This is a genomic window from Endozoicomonas sp., assembly GCF_031844845.1.
Classification (GTDB): Bacteria; Pseudomonadota; Gammaproteobacteria; order Pseudomonadales; family Endozoicomonadaceae; genus Endozoicomonas.
Window position 1 is genome coordinate 1 of the sequence record NZ_JAVRMB020000370.1, and the last position, 25,577, is coordinate 25,577.

The 25,577-nt window shown below is 46.1% G+C and carries 23 protein-coding genes, 2 tRNA genes and 1 riboswitch; of the genes, 8 read left to right on the forward strand and 17 right to left on the reverse strand.

Going from position 1 to position 25,577, the window contains the following annotated elements; translation table 11 throughout:
• The first annotated feature begins 164 nt into the window (after positions 1-164).
• Both RM811_RS20545 and RM811_RS20550 read left to right on the forward strand, forming a co-directional pair.
• Positions 165-1,151, forward strand: a complete 987-nt coding sequence (locus RM811_RS20545) for a hypothetical protein (protein ID WP_402527788.1) — start codon at positions 165-167, stop codon at positions 1,149-1,151.
• Between the two features lie 103 nt (positions 1,152-1,254).
• Positions 1,255-2,382, forward strand: a complete 1,128-nt coding sequence (locus RM811_RS20550; RefSeq protein WP_402527789.1) for a tetratricopeptide repeat protein — start codon at positions 1,255-1,257, stop codon at positions 2,380-2,382.
• A gap of 231 nt (positions 2,383-2,613) precedes the next feature.
• On the opposite strand, the gene acpS is transcribed toward RM811_RS20550, so the two are convergent.
• From acpS to xseA, 8 genes are all read right to left on the reverse strand, one after another.
• A complete protein-coding gene (gene acpS / locus RM811_RS20555; RefSeq protein ID WP_402527790.1) occupies positions 2,614-2,988 on the reverse strand; it encodes a holo-ACP synthase in 375 nt (124 codons plus the stop codon).
• Positions 2,989-3,738: a pyridoxine 5'-phosphate synthase gene (pdxJ, locus tag RM811_RS20560; RefSeq protein WP_402527792.1), complete on the reverse strand. Its 750-nt coding sequence runs from the start codon at positions 3,736-3,738 to the stop codon at positions 2,989-2,991.
• Positions 3,739-3,816: 78 nt separating this feature from the next.
• On the reverse strand, positions 3,817-4,551 hold the full coding sequence (gene recO, locus RM811_RS20565; RefSeq protein ID WP_402527794.1) for a DNA repair protein RecO: 735 nt from the start codon (positions 4,549-4,551) through the stop codon (positions 3,817-3,819).
• The gene (gene era, locus RM811_RS20570; RefSeq protein WP_402527795.1) at positions 4,538-5,494 is read right to left on the reverse strand and encodes a GTPase Era; all 957 of its coding nucleotides are present in this window, start codon (positions 5,492-5,494) and stop codon (positions 4,538-4,540) included. Before era ends, recO begins: the two co-directional genes overlap by 14 nt.
• Before the next feature lie 28 nt (positions 5,495-5,522).
• On the reverse strand, positions 5,523-6,209 hold the full coding sequence (gene rnc, locus RM811_RS20575) for a ribonuclease III (protein WP_402527797.1): 687 nt from the start codon (positions 6,207-6,209) through the stop codon (positions 5,523-5,525).
• Positions 6,206-6,580: a DUF4845 domain-containing protein gene (locus RM811_RS20580; protein WP_402527798.1), complete on the reverse strand. Its 375-nt coding sequence runs from the start codon at positions 6,578-6,580 to the stop codon at positions 6,206-6,208. The genes rnc and RM811_RS20580 overlap by 4 nt, the downstream gene beginning before the upstream one ends.
• Positions 6,581-6,610: 30 nt before the next feature.
• The gene (lepB, locus tag RM811_RS20585; protein WP_402527799.1) at positions 6,611-7,432 is read right to left on the reverse strand and encodes a signal peptidase I; all 822 of its coding nucleotides are present in this window, start codon (positions 7,430-7,432) and stop codon (positions 6,611-6,613) included.
• A 493-nt stretch (positions 7,433-7,925) separates the two neighbouring features.
• The gene (xseA, locus tag RM811_RS20590; RefSeq protein WP_402527800.1) at positions 7,926-9,299 is read right to left on the reverse strand and encodes an exodeoxyribonuclease VII large subunit; all 1,374 of its coding nucleotides are present in this window, start codon (positions 9,297-9,299) and stop codon (positions 7,926-7,928) included.
• 122 nt (positions 9,300-9,421) lie between these two features.
• On the opposite strand from xseA, the gene guaB reads away from it, so the two are divergent.
• From guaB to RM811_RS20615, 5 genes are all read left to right on the forward strand, one after another.
• Positions 9,422-10,891, forward strand: a complete 1,470-nt coding sequence (gene guaB, locus RM811_RS20595; protein WP_402527801.1) for an IMP dehydrogenase — start codon at positions 9,422-9,424, stop codon at positions 10,889-10,891.
• Positions 10,892-11,031: 140 nt separating this feature from the next.
• A complete protein-coding gene (gene guaA, locus RM811_RS20600; protein WP_402527803.1) occupies positions 11,032-12,609 on the forward strand; it encodes a glutamine-hydrolyzing GMP synthase in 1,578 nt (525 codons plus the stop codon).
• A 143-nt stretch (positions 12,610-12,752) separates the two neighbouring features.
• A riboswitch (Lysine riboswitch) is annotated at positions 12,753-12,923 on the forward strand.
• Between the two features lie 128 nt (positions 12,924-13,051).
• Positions 13,052-14,641 (forward strand): Na+/H+ antiporter NhaC family protein, encoded by a 1,590-nt coding sequence (locus RM811_RS20605; RefSeq protein WP_402527805.1) that lies wholly within the window; start codon positions 13,052-13,054, stop codon positions 14,639-14,641.
• A 114-nt stretch (positions 14,642-14,755) separates the two neighbouring features.
• Positions 14,756-15,184, forward strand: coding sequence for a CesT family type III secretion system chaperone (locus RM811_RS20610; RefSeq protein ID WP_402527806.1), 429 nt, complete (start codon positions 14,756-14,758; stop codon positions 15,182-15,184).
• A 56-nt stretch (positions 15,185-15,240) separates the two neighbouring features.
• A complete protein-coding gene (locus tag RM811_RS20615) occupies positions 15,241-18,642 on the forward strand; it encodes a DUF4135 domain-containing protein (protein ID WP_402527808.1) in 3,402 nt (1,133 codons plus the stop codon).
• Between the two features lies 1 nt (position 18,643).
• Here RM811_RS20615 and RM811_RS20620 read toward each other — a convergent pair whose 3' ends face one another.
• The 4 genes from RM811_RS20620 to sctD are packed head-to-tail and all read right to left on the reverse strand — an operon-like array spanning position 18,644 to position 21,009.
• Positions 18,644-19,018 (reverse strand): tetratricopeptide repeat protein, encoded by a 375-nt coding sequence (locus tag RM811_RS20620; RefSeq protein ID WP_402527809.1) that lies wholly within the window; start codon positions 19,016-19,018, stop codon positions 18,644-18,646.
• A 32-nt stretch (positions 19,019-19,050) separates the two neighbouring features.
• Positions 19,051-19,320, reverse strand: coding sequence for an EscF/YscF/HrpA family type III secretion system needle major subunit (locus RM811_RS20625; RefSeq protein ID WP_402527811.1), 270 nt, complete (start codon positions 19,318-19,320; stop codon positions 19,051-19,053).
• A gap of 14 nt (positions 19,321-19,334) precedes the next feature.
• Entirely contained in the window at positions 19,335-19,595 is a 261-nt protein-coding gene (locus RM811_RS20630) for a hypothetical protein (RefSeq protein WP_402527812.1), read from the reverse strand.
• Positions 19,573-21,009 carry a type III secretion system inner membrane ring subunit SctD gene (gene sctD, locus RM811_RS20635; protein ID WP_402527813.1) on the reverse strand — a complete coding sequence of 479 codons (1,437 nt, stop codon included), beginning with the start codon at positions 21,007-21,009 and terminating at the stop codon, positions 19,573-19,575. The genes RM811_RS20630 and sctD overlap by 23 nt, the downstream gene beginning before the upstream one ends.
• Before the next feature lie 306 nt (positions 21,010-21,315).
• On the opposite strand from sctD, the gene RM811_RS20640 reads away from it, so the two are divergent.
• On the forward strand, positions 21,316-23,028 hold the full coding sequence (locus RM811_RS20640) for an AMP-binding protein (RefSeq protein WP_402527814.1): 1,713 nt from the start codon (positions 21,316-21,318) through the stop codon (positions 23,026-23,028).
• 107 nt (positions 23,029-23,135) lie between these two features.
• On the opposite strand, the gene RM811_RS20645 is transcribed toward RM811_RS20640, so the two are convergent.
• The 5 genes from RM811_RS20645 to RM811_RS20665 form a co-directional block, all read right to left on the reverse strand.
• A complete protein-coding gene (locus RM811_RS20645; RefSeq protein ID WP_402527815.1) occupies positions 23,136-23,534 on the reverse strand; it encodes a hypothetical protein in 399 nt (132 codons plus the stop codon).
• Positions 23,535-23,668: 134 nt separating this feature from the next.
• The gene (locus tag RM811_RS20650) at positions 23,669-24,247 is read right to left on the reverse strand and encodes a DJ-1 family glyoxalase III (protein ID WP_402527816.1); all 579 of its coding nucleotides are present in this window, start codon (positions 24,245-24,247) and stop codon (positions 23,669-23,671) included.
• Between the two features lie 123 nt (positions 24,248-24,370).
• Positions 24,371-25,276 carry a patatin family protein gene (locus RM811_RS20655; protein WP_402527817.1) on the reverse strand — a complete coding sequence of 302 codons (906 nt, stop codon included), beginning with the start codon at positions 25,274-25,276 and terminating at the stop codon, positions 24,371-24,373.
• 33 nt (positions 25,277-25,309) lie between these two features.
• Positions 25,310-25,386: transfer RNA gene (locus tag RM811_RS20660), tRNA-Met, on the reverse strand.
• A 52-nt stretch (positions 25,387-25,438) separates the two neighbouring features.
• Positions 25,439-25,515, reverse strand: a tRNA-Met gene (locus RM811_RS20665).
• Positions 25,516-25,577 lie beyond the last annotated feature (62 nt).

Below are 25,577 nucleotides of genomic sequence, written 5' to 3' on the forward strand. Positions count from 1 at the left end.
AGAGAAGCTGTGGGAGAAGGTGAAGTATGAATGGCTGAACCTCTTTGAAATAATGAACTTTGCGGCTTTTGAAGCTGAAGTTAAACGAGTGTTTGATCAGTTCGGTCAGGAATATATGATTTCATTTGGTTAACTACTTAAGAAAAAAGAATGGGGAAATGCTTATGGATCACATGTCAAAGAGTTCAAAGGCATGCGGGGTAAAAACTTATCCCATTGTAAAGCACGCCCCTTCAAAAGCCAATAAAGTTAAATCCATTCCAAAAATGAATATACCAGTTTCAAAAAGCTCAACCTCAACGCAACTTCTAAAAATAAAACCAATCAGAGATATGAAGTGCACCACCGTTCAACAGTTCCTACCACCCCACCATACTCCCGTTAACCTTGACCAGTTATTCCAGACTGCCAAATACAGGGGATTTAACAAGAATACTATTACCACTGGCTATAAGTATTTCAATATGGATTTTCAGGGATATACTTATGAGTGTTTGTCTGAGGCTGAAACAGCTAACGCAATCAATAAATTATCAAAGAAATACTCGAAATATACCGATTTCAATGTCTACTTTATCTGGAAAAATGCCTGCAAATTCGACCAATACGTACGCAGTACTCCCTCAATATTTTCTAAGCATCATGATGAGATAGTAACAATACTGAATTCAGCCGAGAATAAAAATGATTTTCAGCCATTACAATGGATTCAGCATATCAATAGTGTTTTAGAGAAAAACACCACACACGAAGTTGCTATACTTGCAGGCCTATGGGTGGACTTTTCCATCCTTACAGCAATTGATTGTGACAACAGCGGACTATCCAAATCTGCACGTCATAAACTATCCACCGCTTTTTCCAATGAGAAAACTAAGTTTAACTGGCAACTGGTACCACCATTAAAGACAAATTCAGACAATCAGCCAGATGATACCTACCCCCATTCTGTTGAGGATTCGTTATATGCCAAGACTGATAACAATGAAATGTTATATTTTAAAGAACCCATGAGTAATAGGAAAGAAGAAAAAGGAGAAAGCAAATCTTCAAAACATCGATCAATAGGCAAGCGTAAAATAAATGAGACGCCTGAAAGGACTCATATTTTGAAAAAAAAAAATCAACCCTCATACTCAGGATCTGCTTAACAACGATAATAAAATAGCAACCGAAATGACGTTTCACAGAGAACCTGCATCAAACCTAATCACTAGTCCCGTGAAGACAAAGGATTCAGCAACTAATACATACGTGGTAAAGGTAAAGGATAGTAATACTAGTACCAGAAAAAATAAACTTCAAAATAACAGTCAAGTTATTGGTAATCTAAACAATCGATGCATCTCGCTAAGGAAACAAAAGAAGAATCTCAGAAGTATCCATAAACGTAAAATAAGGGTACTAGAATGCACAATCAAAAAACTGGAGAAGCGGGTTAAAATAAATTCTTCCGGAAACACACGTCAGCTGGCAGTTGGTGAAACCGGCGTAACGGTTCAAAAACAGCTGGCAGATCAGCCTGCGCCTCTGCAGACTAATAAAAGCGAAAATTCAGAGCCTGTAAATGTGGTCTCGACAGTCACAAATGTGCAGTTACAAACCAAAGTACCTCCTACATCAAATACGCTATTAGTAAAACCATTACCACGAGAAACTCAGGAACGCCGTCTTGCACAAGCATCAAGGAATCAAACACAGCATGAGCCACTGCAGATGCAGAAAATAAATAGTGAATTTTCATCAAGAGTTGCACAATCTGCGTCAGACTCTAATTCTATTGACGATGAAATAACACAGAAAACCAGCGAAACAGTCACATTGTTACAAGATGAATTAGCACAGAAAATTGCAGATATCGGTAGTACTACTGATTTCAGCGCGATCGGATACTACCAACAAAACGAAGAATCGGGGGATGCAGAAGCTCAGTATAAACTTGGGCTTACATACGCTAATGATGGCGGAATGAAGAATGTCAGCAAATCAGTCATATGGCTCAAAAAAGCCGCAGAACAGGGGTTAGCAAAAGCTCAGGGCAGTCTTGGGTTTAGGTATGCTGAAGGCGATGGGGTAAAGAAGGATGCAAGCACAGCTGTCATGTGGTTCAGAAAGGCCGCAGAGCAGGGGAATGTAGATGCCCAATTTAATCTTGGAGTAATGTACGCTCAAGGAAATGGAGTACAACAGGATTACAAGGAAAGTTACATTTGGAGCTTGCTAGCCAGTATCAATGAAACTGAAAGTAATGACTGCATTGAATTAGCTCAAAGTAAGTTAAGCCAGCATGAGCTGAAAACTGCGAAACAGGAAGCAATAAATAGAGTGCAGAGAATAATGGTGAACACCAAAAAAGGAACTTGCACCATGCCTCGACGATAAACGAGCAAGGCATGATTCTACTGGAATCATATCGGTATTATGTGGATTAAAATAATGATGATTCCATTGTAACCAATATGGCTATAGCCCTTGCTACCATTATTGGATTACTCATTACTGCAACTATACCGGATAACAGCTTATTTCCGGTTGAGATATCTGAGCTATTCGATCAATACAGATTAAGAGAGTGCATCGAGCTTCTGGAAACATGGAATTGAACCCATTTCCTCACCTTTCCAGAACAACAAATGCAATCGCATTATCCTGTTCATCAGAGAGGCTGATATGAAGCTGCTTTATAGCTCTTTGATGCTGTAATTCAAGAGCATAGCCATACAGTATCAACTCCGGCGCACCGGCAACGTTGTTTCTCACTTCAATATGCTGAAAAGATAGTTTGCCAATACCGGTTCCAAAGGCTTTTGCAACCGCTTCCTTGGCCGCAAAACGCTTGGCAAGATAAGCTGCTGGTGAAGAACGCTCAACCCAGACAGACAACTCAAATTCAGTAAGAATCCTGCGGGCAAAAGCCTCTCCCAAACGATTGAGAGAGCGCTCTATCCGATCGATACGAACGATGTCTGTGCCAATTCCAGCGATCACTTAAAAGGCTTTCCCTGCGGCTGCCAGCATCAGTGATTTCATTTCACGGACAGCAGGCTTAAGACCCGTAAAAAGCGCACGGGCAATAATGGAGTGGCCAATATTCAGCTCATTAATACCGGCAATCATGGCAACAGGTTCAACATTTTGATAATTCAGACCATGTCCGGCATTGACAGTCAGCCCCTGCTCCAACCCGAAAATAACCGCATTTCTCAGGCGATCCAGTTCTTCCTGCATAGCTTCAGCAGTGGTTGCTTCGGCATAAGCACCCGTGTGTAATTCAATGGTGGGTGCCCCTGCCCTTGCGGCGGCTTCAATCTGCTCAATATCCGGATCAATAAACAGGGAAACATCAATACCCTGTTGACCAAGGCGATGACAGGCAGAAGCAACACTGTCAAACAGACCTTTGACATCCAGCCCGCCTTCGGTGGTCACCTCTTCCCGTTTTTCCGGAACCAGACAGACATGTTCCGGGCTGACTTTTTCGGCAATCTCCAGCATCTCTTCGGTGACTGCCATTTCCAGGTTCATGCGGGTTTGGAGAATATCGCGAATCCGGAATACGTCATGATCCTGAATGTGCCTACGGTCTTCACGCAAGTGCAGCGTAATTCCATCCGCACCAGCCTCTTCAGCTTCAATAGCCGCCTGAACAGGATCAGGATAACGAATACCACGAGCCTGTCTGACCGTAGCAATATGATCAATATTGACACCCAGCAAAATCCGCTGATGAGGGATCATGAACACACCTTTATTTGATCAAATGATTTCAGGCTTTGGAGAGATTCTTCTGTTCAGACGAATCTCGCATACCTTTCTTTAAACACGCTTTTCCGGAACACTTTTTCTGAAGAACAGACTGCTCTGCAACGGACGATTACCAATCAGCGGTTTCATTGCCTGTCGGGTGAAACGTTTAAAGCCAGCATGAAACTCAGGGTTGGTAAAGTTTCTTTTTGAAAGCGCCTGAAGCAACTCTGCCGTGTAGCAAAACGATCGTTCATGGTGGTTTAAATGCCCATGAACTGGCAGAAGCCCGGTATCGGGTTCAAAGCGATATACGGCACCTTCAGTAAGAGGCATACCGCTGCCAGCCTCCCAATCGAGTGCAGGCGCATAACCACAGAGCCTGAGCAACTCCAATTCGAATTCCCGCAACAGGGGTTGCAGTGGCGAAGCATTACCCAATTGGGCAAGTGCCCCTTGATAGAGTTCTTCGATCCCATCAACGGGCTGACCGGGAATCATGGCTCTCATTAATAATTCATTAATATAAAAGCCACAATACAAACGCTCACCCGTCAGAAAAGCCATCCTGTCAGGTTCAAGATCCACCAGAGTTTTTAACTCACTACGGCCTTTCCAGCTGACCATAAGCTGATGAAAAGGCTGTAACAGTGAAGAATAACGAGAGCGAGCCTGGCGAACACCACGAACGACCATGGCAACCCGTCCATGCCCTTCTACCAGAAACTCGGCAATCACCGAGCGCTCTTTATAGGAGCGCCGGTGCAGCAACCAGGCTTTGTGAAACTGATGACTAACTATGGTCATATCCCAGACTTTTCAGAGCTCGCTCATCATCTGACCAGCCCGCTTTGACTTTGACCCACAGGTGCAACATGACTTTCGAGTCAAACATCTGCTCCATATCCTTGCGGGCATCCTGGCCAATTTGCTTCAGCCGGGTACCCCGATCACCAATAACAATGGCTTTTTGTCCGGCGCGCTCCACAAGAATTAATGCACTGATGGTCAACAGTGGTCCTTTAGGACGCACTTCATGCTTGAATTCTTCGATCTCGACGGTGATCTCATAGGGTAATTCGTCACCCAGCTGACGCATCACTTTTTCACGAACCAGCTCTGCCGCAAGGAAACGTGAGCTGCGATCAGTCAACTGATCTTCCGGAAAGTGATGAATACCTTCGGGAATCAAATGGGTAATCAGATCATCCAGCTCCTTCAGGTTATGGCCATGCTGGGCAGAAATCGGGATGACCGCATGAAAGTCCATCTTTCCTGACAAGGTTTCAAGATGAGGCATTAACTTCGCCTTATCACTGATTTTATCAACCTTGTTTATGGCAAGAATAACCGGACAGCGGGCGCCTTTCACCTTCTCCAGAACCAGATCATCTTCTTCATTCCAGGTCAGTCGGTCAACCACAAAGACAACCGCATCAATACCCGTCAGAGCACTGGTGGCGGCCTTATTCATATAGCGGTTGATGGCTTTTTTCTGAACCTTGTGCATGCCAGGCGTATCAACAAAGACCGTCTGTACACCCTGCTCAGTTCTGATACCCAGCACCTGATGTCGGGTAGTCTGGGGACGACGTGACGTGATGGAAAGCTTCTGTCCAATAAGATGGTTCAGCAGCGTGGATTTACCAACATTGGGTCGACCAACAATCGCGACATAACCACAACGGTTTGATTCTTCAGAAGAACCCTCATGAGCAGATGGCTCAACGGCATTTACATCAGATGTCATTAGTAATTTCTGTTCTCATTTCTCATAATCAACTCTCAATGCCAAGTAACTTCAATGCATTGCGAGCCGCCTGTTGTTCAGCACCTCGCCGACTCGGCCCCTCCCCCTTTGATGGCTTTTCCAGACCATCCAGAGTACAGATCACAGTGAAATACTGATCATGTGCCTCTCCCTGGATATCTGTCACCTGATATTTTGGCAAAGACTGCTGTCTTGCCTGTAAATATTCCTGAAGGCGGGTTTTTGGATCTTTGTTTTGCTCATCCGTTGTCGTCAGTTTATCAAGGCGAGTGGTAAACCAGCTGTTAATACGCTGATGACAGGCATTCATACCAGCATCAAGGTAAATCGCACCAATAATGGCTTCAACAGCATCAGCCAGTATAGACTCACGGCGAAAACCACCACTTTTGAGTTCACCAGACCCCAGACGAAGGAAGTCACCCAGTTCAAATTCCCTGCCCAGTTCAGCCAGTGTCACACCGCGCACCATTCGGGCTCGCAGGCGGCTTAACTGACCTTCCTTCGCCTCGGGAAAGCGTTCATAGAGCGCTTCGGCAATGACAAAGTTAACAATTGAATCACCCAGAAACTCCAGGCGCTCATTATTGCGACTGCCAAAACTGCGGTGGGTTAACGCCAGTTCCAGCAGACTCTGATCTGAAAATTCATACCCTAACTTTCTCTGCAAACGGGCCACTTCAACGGTTTTCACTGAGTTCCAGCTTTCCAGTTATGTTCAAACGTTAATACCAGATCAACGTTGTAGAAAAAATTAATACGTCGCTCGTAGTCAATATCTACAGCAACTACCGCATTTTTACGGGCTACTTTGACTTCACTGCGATCCAGCTTGACCATATTCAACTGTAAGCCCTTATCGATCCAGGTTCTGACCTGAGTCACAGAGGCTGTTGAAGATCCAGGTCGGCCAGTTAATGACGACACCACCTTATTAACAGCATGATCATCCATATAGAATGGTAGAACCTTGAATGCAAAAGACAACAGAAGTCCACCAATCAATAGATAAAACAGCCAGCTCAAGGCGCCACTGCCCCGTTGCCTGCTTTTCATTCCACTCATGAGATTCTCTCCATAGAGTCCTGTTAAACCTTACTCAATAGCACCATTGTTCTTAAATCCGGGAATCTGTGTCCAGCTGGGCCAATGCATCCAGATATAAACAGCTTTACCGACGATATTCTGTTCAGGAACAAATCCCCAGTAGCGACTATCATTGCTTCTGTCACGATTGTCACCCATCACAAAGTACATACCTTCTGGCACTACCCACTCACCTTCAGCCCGGAAGTCATTACTGGTCAACTCTTTGCGGACCTGGTAACGCTTCCCTTCATCACCCTCATTATAAAGACGGTAAATTGAGCGGTCATCACTCAGCTGGGCTACGAACTCTTCAGGTACCGGTTTACCATTCATAGTCAGTCGTTTATCGGTATAACGGACAACATCACCGGGCAACCCGATCACCCGCTTGATAAAATTGATACTTTCCTTGCCTGGCTGCTTAAACACCATCACATCACCACGCTCAGGCTCACCAATAGAAAGAACTTTCGTTCCTGTTACTGGCAGGCGCAATCCATAACTGTACTTGTTGACCAGAATGAAATCCCCAACTTCAAGGGTTGGGATCATTGAGCCGGAAGGGATCTGGAAGGGCTCAAACAAAAATGACCGGATGATCAGGACAAACAGTAAAACAGGAAAGATAGATTTAGCGGTTTCAACAACCGCTGGTTCCTTCGTCAGCTTTTGTACAGCCTCACCAGCTTCCCCCTGCTCATTAAGTGCGCCAGTAAGCTGAGCGATAGCCGCCTTTCGCTTCGGCAACAGAAATAATCGGTCAATCAGTGCAATGATACCCGTGATAAAAACCGACAGTACCAATAGCAGTGGAAAGTTAAAATCCATGGTTGTTGTTCTCTAAACCTGTTTTATCAAACCAATAAAAATCGGCCAACCTGCTCTACCAACTTCCAAACCCGGTACTTCCCCGGTGGACAATAAGTGAAGTGGTATTGTAGAAAGTACCAACCATCCATCATTCCCCCGAAGGAGGCTGTCGCAAAACCCACCAGGAACCCCGTTCCCACGCTCTGCGTGGGAATGCATAGCCAACCACAGGAATCGTGTCTGTGGTTGGGGCCTGGCGCTACCACGCAGGACCCACAGGGCCTAAAAGCGTGGGAGCGAGGAGGGTTTTGGACAACCGCCTTCGCGAGGATGACGGTCGGGGGGTGTTTTGCCCTTTTGCGACACCCTCCTGCGCGGGGATGACGATGGTATATTCTGATTTGCCGCTTCCCTTGGCAAAGGATTGTCTCTGAAAGGATCTCTGAACTGTTAAGTTAAACCAGCTCATGCCATTTTTGGCAAATAGAGACTTTTTGGCTCTGTTGACAAATCAGGGGGTTAATTTTTCTACTTTGCAAAGAGCCTCACCTTTATGGAAGCGTGTGGTGATCAACTCTCCTTCCTTCAGCTGTTGACTATTCCTGATAATTGCCTCTCCTGAAGTGGTCAGGGAGTAGCCGCGGGACAGGGTTGCCAGTGGACTTACCGCATTCAGCTCCCCGGAAACCTTTTCCAGTTTCAGTCGGCGTTTTTCCAGGTTGTTCTGCATTAACTGTGTCATTTTCTGGTTCAGGTGGTCATTCCGGTTTCTCAGCAGCTCTAATTTGCGCAGCGGATTCTGTTGGAGCGTCCGATACTGTGTACGGTTAAGGCGTGATCGGGCTCGTTCCAGCTGCAGGGTGATAGCCTGTTTTAGTCGTATTTCCAGATCATCCAGTCGCTGACTGCTATCTCTCAGTCGCTCGCCCGGGTGTCTCAGGCGCTTTTGTAAGCCTTCCAGTTCTTTCTGGCTTAATTGCAGCTTGTGTCGGATTAAGGCGGTCACTTTCCGGCGTAACAGGTGTAGCTGGTTCAATATTGCCTGACGATCAGGGCTGAGAATTTCGGCGGCTGCTGATGGTGTCGCGGCACGATGGTCGGCAACGAAGTCTGAAATGGTGAAGTCAATTTCATGGCCCACTGCACTGACAATGGGAATAGGGCAGTTGGCGATGGCTCTGGCGACCACTTCTTCATTAAATGGCCATAAATCTTCCAGAGAACCGCCCCCCCGGCCAATAATCAGAACATCAAACTGATTGGCGGCTTCTGCAAGAATTAATGCTTTGACCAGCTCATTCTTTGCCTGCGCCCCCTGGACAGAGCTGGGAATGATCGTCACGGGAATGGCTGGGAAGCGCCGTTCCAGTACCGTGAGAATATCCCGTATTGCCGCTCCCGTTGGTGAAGTGATGACCCCGATGTGTTTAGGGTGAGCAGGCAGCGGTTTCTTTCGGGTGATATCAAACAGGCCTTCAGCCGCCAGTTTCATTTTCAGGGCTTCAAAGGCTTTTTGCAGATCGCCAGTGCCCGCATTATCCATGTGTTCAACAATAAGCTGGTAGTCGCCCCGGCCTTCGTAAAGGCTTACCCGTCCCCTGACGAGCAATAGCATACCTTCGGCCGGGGTGAACTTAAGCCCCTGATTCCTGTTGCGGAACATGGCGCAGCGGATTTGAGACCGCTTATCCTTCAGGGTGAAATACCAGTGTCCGGAGCTTGGACGGGCCAATCCGGAGATCTCTCCCTCAACACGGACATTGTTGAAGCTCATCTCCAGTAATCGTCGTGCTTTACCGTTTAACTCTGTCACTGAGAGGGCTTTGGCAGGTGTCTCAGGGGAGTCCGCTGGGGTATCAGTAAAGTAATGCATGGGGAAACTCATTTTTCACAAGAGCCATAGATTATCGGTTTTTTACTATTTTGCCTGAAGAACAGGTTTAGCTGAAGTAGCAAAACAGGGTATAGTTGTCCGAATTTTTTTCCATAAACTCTTGGTAACTGTTAATGCTGAGAATTGCACAAGATGCTCTCACCTTCGATGATGTACTACTTCTGCCCGGCTACTCCGAAGTTCTCCCCAAAGATGTCTCACTGAAAACTCAACTGACACGCGATATTGAGCTGAGTGTACCCCTCATCTCTGCTGCGATGGATACAGTGACCGAGTCTTCTCTGGCGATAGCGATGGCGCAGGAAGGCGGAATCGGGATTATTCACAAGAATATGACCGCCGAACAGCAGGCTGCTGAGGTACGCAAGGTTAAGAAACACGAAAGTGGTGTGGTCAAGGATCCGATCACTATTGATGCCAGTGCAACCGTGAGGGAACTTCTGGAGTTGACCGGTCGGCATAATATTTCCGGTGTTCCCGTACTCTCTGGCACCGATCTGGTGGGTATTGTTACCAGTCGGGATGTCCGGTTTGTCTCTAATCTGGACAAAACAGTGTCCGAGATTATGACTCAGAAGGATCGTCTGGTCACCGTTAAGGAAGGCACGAATGCGGAAATCGTTCGCGAGCTTCTGCACAAGCACCGCATTGAGAAAGTGCTGGTGGTTGATGATCAGTTTAATCTGGCCGGTATGATGACCGTTAAGGACATTAAAAAGGCCCAGCAGTACCCAACTGCCTCTAAAGACAGTCAGGGGCAGTTAAGGGTTGGTGCTGCTGTCGGGACCGGCCCGGAAACCCCTGATCGGGTGGCTGCACTGGTGGCTGCGGGTGTTGATGTCATTATTGTTGATACGGCTCATGGCCATTCCCGTGGTGTGATTGAGCGGGTTAAGTGGGTAAAGGAAAACTACCCGCAGGTTCAGGTTATTGGCGGTAATATCGCGACAGCGGAAGCTGGCAAAGCGCTGGTAGCGGCCGGTGCTGATGGTGTTAAAGTGGGCATTGGCCCGGGCTCTATCTGCACAACCCGTATTGTTACTGGCATCGGGGTTCCTCAAATCAGTGCAGTGGCTAATGTGGCTGAAGCATTGAAAGGTACTGGCGTTCCTGTTATTGCGGATGGTGGGATTCGTTTCTCGGGTGACCTGGCAAAAGCCATTGTAGCGGGTGCTAATACCATCATGCTGGGCAGTATGCTGGCCGGTACCGAAGAAGCACCTGGTGAAGTGGAACTCTATCAGGGACGCAGCTATAAGGCTTATCGTGGTATGGGCTCTCTGGGGGCAATGTCTCAGGCTTCAGGTTCCAGCGACCGTTATTTCCAGAGTGCGGAAGAGGGTGCTGAAAAGCTCGTGCCGGAAGGTATTGAAGGCCGTGTTCCCTGCAAAGGACCACTCCATGCCATTATTCATCAGATGGTGGGTGGTTTGCGCGCTGCTATGGGTTATACCGGTTCTCCGGATATGGAAACCATGCGTACACGCCCAGAGTTTGTCCGTGTGACCAATGCGGGTATGGCTGAATCCCATGTGCATGATGTGACGATTACCAAAGAAGCACCCAACTATCGTGTGGGTTAAAACAGCTTCTCAAGCTTCTCAAGGTTCTTGAGATTGTTGACATTGAAACTGACAGCCGGGCAGGTACTCTGACCCGGCTGCTTACTTTCAGCAAGGGCAGGTTTCCCTGGCTTGCTGATGACAGGACTTAGAGATTAATCATGTCCCAGAATATTCATTCAGATCGCATTCTGATTCTTGATTTTGGTTCCCAGTACACTCAGTTGATTGCTCGCAGGATTCGTGAGATCGGTGTGTATTGTGAACTGCATCCATACGATATGGATGAAGACGCGATTCGGGAGTTCAGCCCGAAAGCTGTTATTTTGTCCGGTGGCCCTGAGTCGGTAACCGGACAGGGTTCTCCAAGGGTTGCTGACATTGTTTTTGAGCTTGGCGTTCCTGTGCTGGGTATCTGTTACGGTATGCAGGCTATGGCCGAGCAGATGGGCGGACAAGTGAGTTCTTCCGATAAGCGGGAATTTGGCTATGCCCAGGTCCAGCTGGAAGAGAAAGTTCGCCTGTTTGATGGTATCGAAGACCATGTGTGTGAAGGTGGTTTACTCAGTCTGGATGTCTGGATGAGCCACGGTGATAAAGTATCCGCGATACCGGATGGTTTTGTGGTTGCCGCTTCTACCGGTTCCTGTCCTATCGCAGCGATGGCCTGTGAAGAAAAGCACTATTATGGCGTTCAGTTCCATCCTGAAGTCACTCATACCACTCAGGGGGGGAGAATTCTTGAGCGTTTTGTGGTTGATATTGCTGGATGTCAGAAGCTTTGGACTCCCGGCAAGATTATCGAGGATGCCATTGTCCGTGTCCGTGAACAGGTGGGTGATCAGAAGGTGTTGCTGGGTCTGTCCGGCGGTGTTGACTCCAGTGTTGTTGCTGCCCTGCTGAATAAGGCCATTGGTGATCAGCTGGTCTGTGTATTTGTTGATAACGGCTTGCTGCGACTCAATGAAGGTGATCAGGTGATGGCCATGTTTGCAGAAAACATGGGCGTCCGGGTTATTCGGGCGGATGCAGAGGATCTCTTCCTGAACAAACTGAAAGGGGTTCAGGATCCGGAAGTTAAGCGCAAGGTCATTGGTAATGCCTTTATCGAAATATTCGATGAGCATGCTTCAGCTTTGGATAATATCGGCTTTCTGGCCCAGGGAACCATTTATCCGGATGTTATTGAGTCCGCAGGTTCCAAAACCGGTAAAGCCCATGTGATCAAATCCCACCACAATGTGGGCGGTCTTCCTGAAGATATGAAGATGGAGCTGATTGAGCCGCTTCGTGAGTTGTTCAAAGATGAGGTTCGGACCATTGGTCTTGAGCTCGGTCTGCCTTATGACATGGTTTATCGTCATCCTTTCCCCGGACCAGGCCTGGGTGTCCGAATTCTGGGTGAGGTGAAGAAAGAATATGCCAATATTCTTCGCCGGGCAGATGCCATCTTTATTGAAGAGTTGCGCAGATCCGGCTGGTATCATAATACCAGTCAGGCCTTTGCTGTATTTCTGCCGGTGAAGTCTGTTGGTGTGGTGGGGGATGGTCGTCGCTATGAGTATGTCATTGCCCTGAGGGCGGTAGAGACCATTGACTTTATGACCGCTCGTTGGGCTCATTTGCCCTATGACCTGCTGGAAAAAGTCTCTAATCGGATCATCAATGAAATTGAGCAGGTTTCAAGGGTGACCTATGATGTATCCAGTAAGCCGCCAGCGACGATTGAGTGGGAGTAATACCGTTATCACTAAATGTGATGGCTGAATCCCATGCTTATGTTAGCTGTAGGTTTTTATATTGAAAATGGTGGTGCATAATCACCCATTCAGGGGTGACGTGGCCAGAATGACTCTGGTGCGTCCCTGCCTGTGATCCTCTTTCCCGAATTAGAGGCGCGCTGTTTATCAGTAGATCGGAATAGGGTGACGTCCGCACTCCGATTGAAAGGAAATGGCGCCGAAGTGAGCCTGGTCGTCAACCAGTCTCACTGGTAGTGCATTGAAGAGGTGTACTACTGTCACAGTTTATACTGTGGAGAGCTAACGGGTACCAGAGGGCGCTAAGGTCTACCTTTTATGCGCTTCCTCTATGTACGCTTGCCTCCTGATCTAATGACAAATGCTTCACCCGTCCTAATAAAATAAACAGGCATGTGTGATCAAAAACGAGATCAGTTTTATGGAATTAACCAGTTTCAGTGATTCGTCGTTATCTTTATTAGCCCCTGCTGTGGCGATTATTCTGGCGGTGATTACCCGAAGAGTATTGTTGTCACTTGGCGCGGGCATCGCTACCGGTGCTTTGTTGCTTACCGGATTAAATCCTCTTATTACTATTCGCCGTATTTTTGATGGGTTTGTTGCCGTTTTTTGGGATAGTGGTCTCAATTTAAGCAATATCTATATTCTCCTGTTTTTGCTGGTTCTTGGCGTTATTACCAGTCTGATCAGTATTTCCGGAGGCGCCAGGGCTTTTGGTGAATGGGCTCGCCAGAGAGTGAAGACCCGGCAGGGTTCACAGGTATTGACGGTATTTCTGGGTGTCATTATTTTTATTGATGATTATTTCAATAGTCTGGCTGTTGGCAGTATCAGCAGACCGTTGACCGACCGTCATCGTGTTTCGAGAGCCAAGCTTGCTTATCTGATTGACTCCACTGCTGCGCCGATCTGCGTTATTACGCCTATTTCCAGCTGGGGTGCATACATTATCGCCCTGGTGGGTACCATTTTGGCAACTCATGGCTTGGACGCTGACAGTCCGGTTTTATTATTCCTTGAGATGGTTCCCATGAACCTTTATGCCATCTTTGCGCTGGCGATGGTGTTCTGTACTGCAGCAATGGATCTCAATGTTGGTCCAATGGCCCGTCATGAGAATGCTGCCCGGGCTGGAAGCCTTTTTGATGCCAGTAAGGGTAACCCCCCGGGTGCTCCGGTTTTCATTGAGGATGACAATGGCCGTGTGGCAGATCTGGTTGCGCCGATTATTGTGCTGGTTCTGGCTACCCTGGGTGCGATGATCTGGACGGGCAATACTGCGCTTACGGACAATAATGAGGTGTTCTCGATTCTGGGCGCTTTTGAAAATACGAATGTAACCTTGTCATTGATCAGCGGTGGTCTTATTGGCTTGTTGTTTGCTGTTGTCCGTCTGCTCAGCCGAAATATTCCTGGAGAAACCTGGGGGAAAGCGGTCATAGAAGGCAGTAAATCAATGCTGCCTGCCATCTATATTCTTGTGTTTGCCTGGGTTCTGACGGGAATTATTGGCCAGCTGGAAACCGGGAAATATCTGGCGGGTCTGGTCAGTGGTAATATTTCACCCAGCTATCTGCCATTCATTCTTTTTGTGGTTTCCGGGGTTATGGCGTTTGCTACTGGCACCAGTTGGGGAACCTTTGGCATTATGCTGCCGATTGCCGGTGATATGGCAGCAGCAGCTGATATTACCATGATGTTGCCTATGTTGGCTTCGGTTCTGGCGGGAGCGGTCTTTGGTGATCACTGTTCGCCCATTTCTGATACGACTATTCTCTCTTCCACCGGTGCTTCCTGTCATCATGTTGATCACGTTAATACTCAGCTCCCTTATGCCTTGAGTATTGCTGTAGTGGCTATGACAGGTTACCTGGTAATGGGGGTCAGTCACTCAATTACGGTAGGATTTACGGCATCACTGGTTGCTTTTGTGGGTCTTATTATTGTATTTAGAAGGGTCTCTGAGAAATCACGTATAGTTCCTTCTGTTGCTGCATCTGGTCATTAAAATCCTGATCAGATAATATGGCTACACTGTAGATTAAAGAAGAGATTAAGGAAGGCATGGAAGCCTTTTTTTGCTTATCTTGATTCGCTTACCTTGGATAGGGGCACGGATGCCATGAGTTTTGAGAACCTGATGAATGCTTTTGCCGCACGACAGCAACTGGGGCAGCTCGAATCTAAAAATAATCAGTTCTTTTTAACCATTGATAACCGGATTGAGGTTTCCTGTTTTCAGGCTAATGGTCGGTTTTATGTTTATGGCATTGTGGCCAGTCTTCCAGAGGATGAGTTGAAACGGGAAGAACTATTGACGACACTGCTTGAGAAGAACCTGGTTCTTCTGGCGACTGAACCTGTGTCGCTGTGTATTGATTCAGAACAGGATTCACTGGCCATTTACATTTCTGTACCACTTAAAGACCTGAACCTTGGTGGCATTGAAGAAAGTATCTCAACGCTGGCCAATAATTATGAGCTTTTTCTGCAGTGGACCGGCCAGAGTGCTCCACCCCCACCTCCCCCTTCAATGATGCTGATGCCCTAATAGAACCTGCTGCGAGTTCGATATATAAGGTATATCAATAGCCAGAATCGTTAGATATGCCTTCTAAAAAGCAAAAATCAGCGCGCTCCTCAATATTTGGCTGTCTGGTTGCCAGTACCGGGGGGGCATACTTTAATGGGTTACGCAGAGCGAATGATGGTTTTCTTCAAGCCATCATTCGTTACAGTCGATTTAAAGAAATTCATATCTTCGCTCCGATAGCGCTACTTCCTGACTTGAAGTTGAGTTGGGCGGGTTATCTCGAACTTTATGGTAGTGGCAAGGCTATTCATTTCATACCGGCTCATGAACTGAGCAAGTACTTTTCCAGGGTAAAGTATCAGGTATTCCATCAGGGAGACCCCTGGGTTGGCCATCTGTCAGCGTTACGGGATGGCTATTGCCTGGAGCCATTCCCAATCACGGGACGGGCTCATACTTTGAGTACTGATTCTCATTTGTCCAGAACCCGGGATTTACTGCTTTCTCCTTTAAAGAGTTGTGATGCAATTTTGTGCAGTAGTAAGGCTCAGAAGAAGGTGATGAAGCGTTTGCTGTCGGCTGCAAGTTCAAGTATTGCTGACCATATTGGTGTTGCTATTTCCTATAAAGGCAGCATTCTGAGGTTGCCATTGGGTATTGAACCAGATGAATGCTTTTCTGGAAGTGCAGAAGAGGCTCGAGAGTTACTGGGTTGTCAGAAGGATCAGTTTGTTATTTTAACGCTTGGTCGAATTTCTCCTGCTGACAAGATGGATCTCCACCCGGCATTACTGGTATTGAATGAGCTGGTTGAGGGGTATGGTCACAGAAACATTAAGTGGGTTATTGCCGGAGCAGGGGATGCTGCGAGTCCTGCCGTTCAGTCTTTGCTCAAACAGGCCTACGAGCTGAATCTTGAAGGCTGCCTTCGTTTTGAGTTGGAAATTGATGATGAGCGTAAGCACCAATGGCTAGCCAGCAGTGATCTTGTATTGTCGCTATCGGATAATATTCAGGAAAGCTTCGGTTTGGTGCCTCTGGAAGCCATGGTTAATGGCAAGGCCGTGGTTCTTTCCAACTGGAATGGCTACTCAGAGCTGGTTGAGGAGGGTGTCAGCGGGTATTTGATTGAAACGATGTCAAGCGATATGGATCATCTTGCCCGCCCACTGGGTTCTTTGTTGACAGAGCATGCTCATTTACTTCAGTCCCAGGGAACCGCTGTTGATTTGAGTCAGTGCGCCAGAGTGGTTCATCAGCTGATTCAAGAGCCTGAACTGCGCGAGAAAATTGGCGAGCAGGGAAGGCAAAGAGTACTTCAGCATTATCAATGGGAGACCATTGTTGATGAATATCATACGCTGGTGGATACCCTTAATAAGGAAGCTGCCAAAATCGCACGGCTGGCCAATCGACCAGTTGGACTTCCTTATCATCAGGTATTTGAGCATTATCCGTCTCAGCAGTTGGGGGAGAAGGACTGTTTTCAGACCACTGACCGTGGAATCAGGATGTTGATAAGGTCCGAGCAATGCTATCACTATCCTGAGATGAGTTCATTTTTAAAAGCTGATCTGATAGACCAGTTAGCAAAACTTTGTTTGTCCGGCTGTACAGTTGCTCAATTGCAAACTCAGCTTTCTGATGAGCCAACGCTTCTCTTAACCATTATATGGATGTGTAAATATCAGTTATTAGAGCGGACTGATGAAAAAGCATCGGCTAAAACTCAAAATCAACACCGGTGGTGGCCAGAAGAGCAGCGCTTACCCTCTGAAATTATGAGTCAACTCAGTCGTGCTGAATTCCGGCGATTCCGGCTTCTGGAGCCCATGCTTTTCTGGCTGGATAAACAGATGGTTCATTATCATAATCAGCCAGAGAATTTAGAGCTTAGATCCAGTTTGTTAACGTCTTTTGCCTCAAAAATGGATGGGCAGTTATTACAGGCCATTGGCTGGATTGGTGAACAGAAAGATAGTCTTCAGTATGCGGATATTCTGGAATACATCATTGAGCAGGGGGGGCTGAAATTCCTCAGTGCCAAATTTCCACTGTGGTATCGATTAAACCGCTTGAGAATTGTCCATGTCTTGAAAGATTTTAAAAAGATATTTGCTCGATTTGACAGAGACATTTCCGAAATAAACCAACTATTTTCTGATTGCTGGGATGAGCCAGCTCAGGCGATTGCCGGTCTGCATTTTCCATTAAGTGCTTCATCTGCTGTGATTGCCATACTTGAGTGTGACAATGGGCAAAAACTGGTTTATAAAAACCGGGATCTGAATATTGAACATCAGATCATCGGCTTTACTGATGATAACAGCAATATTGCGGGTAAGATTAACCAATGGCTAGAGGGGCTTCCCGGGCTGGCACCTGTCAGAATACTGCCCAGGTATTTTGAGGGAGCTTATGGCTTTTGTGAATTTGTTGATAGCAATGATGATGAAATACTGGATGATAATCAGGCTCAGGATTACTTCCAGCGCCTGGGGGTTATTTCAGGCGTTTCAATACTATTGGGGCTGGGGGATCTGCATAACAGGAATATTGTATCCAGTAAGGGGATTCCCTATATCATTGATGCCAAAGTGGCTTTCAGTCCAGGTGTTATCCGGGCTTTTGAAGCTGAGTTAAATGATCCACTGAGGGCATTCTCAGGAGATGATAACAGCTTCCAGAAAACGGGCCTTGCAAGTGTATGGGAACAGTTTCACTTTAATGGTTATAAGGAGTGTTTATTTCAGCTGGTCAATGGCGAGTTAATACAGAGCCCTCCGGTTGAAGAAAATCTGGTGGCTAATAACTGGCTTCATATTGGCCAAAGACACTCTCTGGATGGTGTTAAACCTTTTCTGGCCAGTGAATATGCCAACGCTGTTGAAAAAGGCATTATCTCTGTATTTAGGGCGGTGTTAACGCATAGCGACCAGTGGTGTGAACTGTTGCAAGAGTGTAAAGGAATGTCGGTTTGTTACCTTCAGCGATATAACCGTCAATTCTTTTGGAAACAAAAAGTTGATCTATGGACCTTTTATGGTTTTCAGGAGTTTTCAAACCGCCGCCTCAAAGCCTATTTTACCAGAATGATGAATCGTTTGTGTCAGGGTGGCGAAGAGATTCAGCGTTGGATTGAACCGCAGTGGCAGGAGCCTACAGCTCTCTTATCAGACGAGTTGGTTGGGGGCTTGCTTTCAGGTGCTATTACTGAGTTCAGAAGAAAAGTGGGGGGAGGGGCTGTTTTCAAAGAACATGATCAAATACAGTCCGGAAAAATGGTAGCTGATGATTATTTTGCAGTTGATACCTTAAACAAATCTATTCAGTTGTTAGAGAATATGGCTGAAGACTCGGAGAAAATGGAGCAGTTTTTAACTTTTCTGACAGCGATAGTAAAACAGTGGTTGCTCGAAAAGATGGTTCCTGGGAAAGAATTTCCGGAAGCCTTGAGAGAAAGACTTCCGGACTAAACTACTGAGCGTGGATATTTGCCAGCAGCTCTTTGGCCATGATGGAGGGTTCTAACTCACTTGAAGAAAGAAGAGGGTTCAGATAGCCTTCGCTTTCCTTGTTACGCCCTTCAAACATTAATGCCAATCCAACAAATGCCTTGATTGTAGGATCTTCAGGATGTTTTTTGAGGCCTTCTTTATGGAGGAGGTCGATAGCTTCCTGATGACGTTTGCGATTCATGAACTCAAGGGCAAAGCCAATGGTGCTCAGTGGGCTATCAGGTCTGGCGGCTTCAATGCCATTAAATATTCCAAAGGCATGCTTTGGGAGGCCGGTACCACTGGCCATAAAGCCGATGTCTGCCAGAACTTTTAAAAGTTTATTATCTATCATTGCCAGCTATCTCCATCCATCCATGGGCTTTATTAGAGTTTCTGAATAATGCTCTGTATCGTATCTTTGATAGATTTGACGATACTGGAGCGAAGGCCTTCAACAATCATGTATTTGTTGAATTCTACCTGAAACTCAACCATGTCCTTGGTGCTGTTAGGATCCATATTGGCAACACGGGTTTTCAAGGCCGTATCAAGCGCCTCTGCCTGACTGCCAAATGCTTCCGAAACTTTGTCGAAGCTAAAACCGCTGCTTCCGGGCTGGTTGTAATTCGGGTTGTACGTGTCTTGAAATGCCATGGCTGAGTTCCCTCTCAGGCTTTTGGTTGAGCGTGATGCTGCTTCCAGTTTTTGTCGACGACTTCCATGGCTGCAACTACCGCAGTCAGAAGGCTATCAATTTTTGAAAAATCCTCTGGTGCCGCACCTTTGTCTTTTAATGCTTTAAGACGGGAGGCCTCAGAAAACAGTTGGTTAAGCAATTGATCACGATAAGTACCATCTTTATCGGCAATCAGATGCTCTTCGGTGCTTGAGAGATGAATGCTCTCGTCATTTTTTGATGTTTCCGTCACGGTTCCCTCCAAGACGGTATTTGATTCGGTCAGTTCCGTTACTTAATAAAAGATACTCAAGGTTAATATCTTCAATTATATACCCATTGGAGAGTTTTGCTCCGATCAGGTATTTGGAACCATCTACCAGTATCACATAAGGCACCTTGCCCATGCTGATACCTCGGATATTTAATGATAAAGGGGATTGGTTGTCGGTTAATGTGCCTCCTGCATACTTGGTTGCCAGTTCAATGGATGGTTTGTTGTCGTATTTTTTCTGAAACTTGGTGACAACTGTCTGAAGGTCATAAACTTGTCCTTCGTCCAGTATATGTCCTTTCAGGATAACCGTTTGGTCCCGGACTACTACATGAATTCTGGGTATCAGGGCTTTTTCCCGAAGCATGGATTTAAGTGTGTTGACTCTTCCTATCTGGTTCTCGACCTGGTCAACCACGGACTCTAATCCATATATTTCCTGTTTCAGCATTCTGATGATTTTTTGAAGTTCATCGGAGGTGGATACATATCCGGTTAGAACCAGTGAGCCAGGTGTGTTGTCCAGCTCCAGCTCCAGCTTATCGTAACCTCTGTTTCTCAGAAGCATTTCGGCGTTATCCCGCATTTCATTCATAACCACTATCTGCGAATTGAATGGCACGCCTTGCTTTCTGAGGAGCTTCTGAAGGTCAAGTTTATCCTGAAGGGTCGGTGTATAGCCTGAAACCAGTAATGTTTTATCTGGCAGTTTTTTGAGGGTTATATTTTTGAGTCCAAGCTGGTTCCTGGCTTTTGTTGATGTTTCAAGGATGCCGGGGATTCGTGTGACTTTTTCTACCGGCGTATCTGTATTTGAAATAATCAGGCTTAAAATGCCTATGACTAAAACCAGCGCAACAGGAATTGCAGCAAGCCACTTTTTATTAAGGTTGGCTAGAAATGACGGTCCTTCGAACTCATCATCCTCCTCTTCTTCATCAAATTCGTCATCATTCGATGTTTCTTCGTCAAAATCTGATGCTGATAGCTCAGTTTCCTCTGGCTCAGTAAGCTGCTCATCACTCTCATTTACAGCAATATTCTGTTTTGGGGGCTGTGCTACATCAGGTAGTGCCAGAGATGGCCAGTCTGCATCTGATGGTCCCAGGGCCATGAAAAGGTTGCTGGATGTAACAATATCAAAGTGATTGTACTGAATGCTTGATCCTGAGGACTCCCCATTCAAATACAATGGTGTATCTGCAGCACCGGACTGAATTTTGATCTGGCCATCATCATAGATATCAATAATGAGCTCAATATCATTGAGATTATCATCGGTTAATACCAGATCACAGCCATCATCCTTACCCAGTGAGTATCGGCCAGGCTCAAGGGGGATCTCTGCGCCGATATGGTTGCCGGAAAGTATTTTCAGATAGCATTCAGTCATAAGATATCTCCTGCCAGTCAATGGCAGAAAGTAAGGTGACTGGGCTCATAAACGGTAATATAGCCAACATCCTGTTGATTTTTTCCGTAGTTATAGCTGGCATCATTGAGTTATCCGACTACCAGCAAAGATGGAGTCCTTAAAAATACATTAAGGTAAATAAAACGTCATTACCAGACCTTGCTTGATAATTGTTCGGCAGATTCGTCATTTATTAGATGCTGAGTTTTGAAATCTTGGGTAGAATCTTAAAAAAAGCAGGATAGCCCCTGAACACAATAACCATAAAATAAGAGGCGTAATGCTATGGATGCATCTTTCTGGAATGATAAAAGACCTGCAGGGGTTGGTAATCATATTAACCCTGATCAGTATTCCAGCACTTTATCTGTGATTAATAACTTTCTGAATGAAAATGGCTCGCGTCCGGCATTCACCGGTATTGGTCATACACTGTCTTATGCTGAGATTGATACTTATAGCCGACAGTTTGCTGCCTATCTACAGCAAAAAACCGATCTGAAGCCGGGTGACCGGATTGCGATTCAGATGCCCAGCCTTCTTCAATACCCCATTGCTGTGTATGGTGCGTTGAGAGCTGGCTTGATCATTGTAAATACGAATCCTCTCTATACGGCCAGGGAAATGCTTCATCAATTTAAGGATTCTGGTGCTAAAGCACTCATTTTTCTTGAGAACTTTGGTCATCTTGTTGAAGAGGTTATTGGTGAAACTGAAATAAAACATCTGTTTGTCACCAGACTCGCTGATATGGTTCCAGCCCCCAAACGTCAAATAGTTAACTTTATGGTTAAACATGTTAAGAAAATGGTGCCAGCGTATTCGTTGCCACAAGCTATTCCATTTCTTGATGCGTTGAGGGGAGGCCGTAGAGGGTTATACCAGCCGCCTCCTGCGGGAAAACCATCTGACCCGGTTGTTCTTCAATATACCGGTGGCACTACAGGCATTGCCAAGGGCGCCATACTGACCAACAGAAATTTGATTGCCAATATGCTTCAGTCCAAAGAGATGCTTTCCCAGGTGGATGAGCAGGGAAAGGAGATTTTGAAGGCTGGCCAGGAAATTCTTATTGCTCCACTGCCTCTGTATCACATATACGCTTTCACAGTGCATCTGCTCTGCATGCCATTTATGGGTAACCACAACATCCTGATTGCTAACCCAAGGGACACAAATACATTTATTAAGTTTATTAAACCATGGCGCTTTACTGCGTTCATTGGTCTGAATACATTATTTGTCAGTTTGCTTAATCATCCGCGTTTTAAAGAGTGCGACCTTTCTGGTCTGAAGTTGACATTGTCCGGAGGTACAGCACTTCAGGAAACAACGGGTCAAAGATGGCATAAAGAAACAGGCTGTATCGTCTCGGAAGCTTATGGTTTGACTGAATGTTCTCCTGCAGTGTGTATGAATCCTGCCGGTGACTTGTCACAGCTGGGTACAGCCGGGCTTCCCATACCATCGACTGAACTTAAAACCATTGATGACAGTGGTGAAGAAACGGCTATTGGAGAACCGGGGGAGCTTTGTGTCAGAGGGCCGCAGGTTATGCCAGGATACTGGCAGCGGGAAGAGGAAACAGCAGAAGTTCTGGATTCTGATGGCTGGCTCAGAACGGGCGATGTAGCGGTGATTCACGAGGATGGCTTTGTCAGGATTGTTGATCGGATCAAGGATATGATCCTGGTGTCTGGCTTTAATGTTTATCCAAACGAAATAGAAGATGTTGTTTCGGGCCACCCCAAAGTAGCCAATTGTGCGGCTATTGGTATTCCTGACGATACCTCGGGCGAGAAAGTTAAGTTATTTGTAATGAAGGCTGATGACAGTCTCACAGCGGATGAGTTGTTGAACTGGTGCCGGGAGTATCTGACAGCATACAAAGTGCCCAAGATTTGTGAGTTTCGAGATGAGCTGCCAATGACGCCTGTCGGCAAAATTTTGCGGAAAGATCTTCGACAGTCTGAAGCAGGAGCGGATTATTCTCAATAAAACTAAAAATAGACAGTCATGCACTTCGCCAGCTTTATCTACCAAATTTGAAGCTGGCTCATAGTGCAAAATGTAAAGTGCTTTAAGAGGGGGTGGTCTGTGGTCAGTTATGCTGACTGTTGGTCATGATTTGAGAAGTAACGGTGTAATATCTCTGGATCATCTTTAAGAGCGTTGAATGCCTCTTTCGAATCTGTTGGGGTAATGCTGGTGCGATCCAGTTTCATACGACGTATGCTGGCATCAAACCAGAACCAGTGTTTATCTTCAGTAAGGCATAATGCCCTGACGGAATAGTTTGGTGAAGGGATAAGCGGCAGTGGCATACCGCTGATTATCTGTTTTCTGACAACGGTGGAATTTTGGCAGGAGTAGGTAGTGTTATGATAAATCCTCTCAAACCGATTGAATTCATACCCGAACATCTTATTTGCCATAAGATCCTGTTTTTGACTTAGATAGTACAGCGCGAAAATGCTAGCCACAATCAGGATAAAGCTTTCCATTTATTCATACCTCATTGGTTAATGCACCAGGCTTCCCTGCCGTTTCGGAAAACCCTTATATGCATTCTATACGCATTTGTACATCTATGTTTAATTTAGACATCGGATTGATGAGAAATTAGCAGGAGTCTTTGTTATAAAGCCCAGTCTGCGATCATCTGTTTAGCTATCGGCCGAAAGGCATCTTTTCCATAGAGGGCGTCTATTAATTTGAAAGCAAAACTCAGCGAATTAGCGGGGCCCTGAGCCGTTATCACCCGTTTTTTTTCATCAACAACGATGGTGTTGCCCGGGTGGGGGAGGGCACCTTCCATCTGCTCCATAAAGCTTGGGTAACAGGTAGCATGTACATTATCTAATAATCCATGCTGTGACAGGACAACTGCAGGAGATGCGCATATGGCAGCGTACCATTTTCCTGCCTTTTGCTGATTATGTAGAAGATTTATCAGAGCTTCACAGTTTTTAAGATTCTCTGCTCCCGGCATTCCACCCGGGAGAGCAATTAAATGAAACGGCTTGCCAATACAAGCTTCTATGTGGGTATCCGCGGTTATGAGCGTTTTTTGTGCAGCGAGAATAGAGAGATTGCCATCAGGTTTACAACTGGCAACGGTCACCTGAGCTCCAGCTCTTCTTAAAGTGTCAATAATGGTAACGACTTCAATTTCTTCAGAGCCATCAGCAATGGGGATAAGAACCTGTCTTGGCATGGGAGACTCTCAATGGGAGATAGGGCGTTGAGTTTAGATAAAAATGAAAGCGCTGGGGTTCAAGCCAGCAGAAGTCTTAATCTAGCAGATAGAGGTGATCGGCGAGGTAAATTTGATGGGCGGTTAAAACTGGTTTGCTGTGAAATTTGTGTTTAGTTGCTCTGCAACAGCGTAACCAATGGTGTACCCATAATGATAGTCGGAGACTAAGTGGTTCCGCTGTCTGGTTCCTCTGGATGAGCTTAATGCCTTTTGTGGCGCAACCTGGATCAGTTCTACGTTGCCATCCAGTGTCATAGCTTCAGCTGTATCTGCGGCTTGATTATAAATTGTATTCTGATGTTTGATTAGCTGTGCTACGGCTGGCATTTGCCGACTTTGCCATGCGTGAATTCGTGAGCCGGTTGTCGTTTTCTTTCGAAATTCCACAGGCCTTGTTCTAAGGACAATAATCTGGTTAAAACCATCGTCGACTGCTTTTAGTATCGGTAATGGGTCTGATAGGCTGCCATCGGTTAAAGCCTGGCCATTAACAACAACGGGCTTGCGGTAAATCATAGGCAATGCGCTACTTGCCTTTAGTATGTCTGAAATGAGATTGCTGGATGTCGTACCGTCTATTTTATTATAAACCGGCTGGCCCGTTTCTATGCATGTGCTGACAACAGTGAAGTATTCGCTGCTCAATTTATTTTTGAAACGAATGAGGTTTAGAGAGTTCTGCTGATTTATTTTCTGAAAAAACCAGTCAAGATCAAATAGGTTTCCACCTTTGATGTGTCGTAAGACGCTTATGAATTCAGAATTCAGGCAAAGATTGGTATATAGTTCCAGGTTGCGGCCCCGTTGACCTGCAATGAAGGAACTCAGGTTTAATGCACCTGAAGAGACACCGTAGTATCCATTAAAACTCCTGACACGTTTGTCAAGAAAGGCATCCAATACGCCAGCAGTGAAAACTCCACGCATGCCGCCACCTTCGACAACAAGAGCTCTTTTAGCAGGGGAGGAGTTGTTCGAAGACTGCATTTTAGGATTGCTTGGGGGGATTTTAATGAAAAATGGTTGCGGGAGCCGGATTCGAACCAACGACCTTCGGGTTATGAGCCCGACGAGCTACCAGACTGCTCCATCCCGCGACAAAACTGGTCAGTTAATCTTTATAAAAAAGAACATCAACTGTTTTAAAAGTGGTTGCGGGAGCCGGATTCGAACCAACGACCTTCGGGTTATGAGCCCGACGAGCTACCAGACTGCTCCATCCCGCGACAAAACTGGTCAGTTAATCTTTATAAAAAAGAACATCAACTGCTTTAAAAATGGTTGCGGG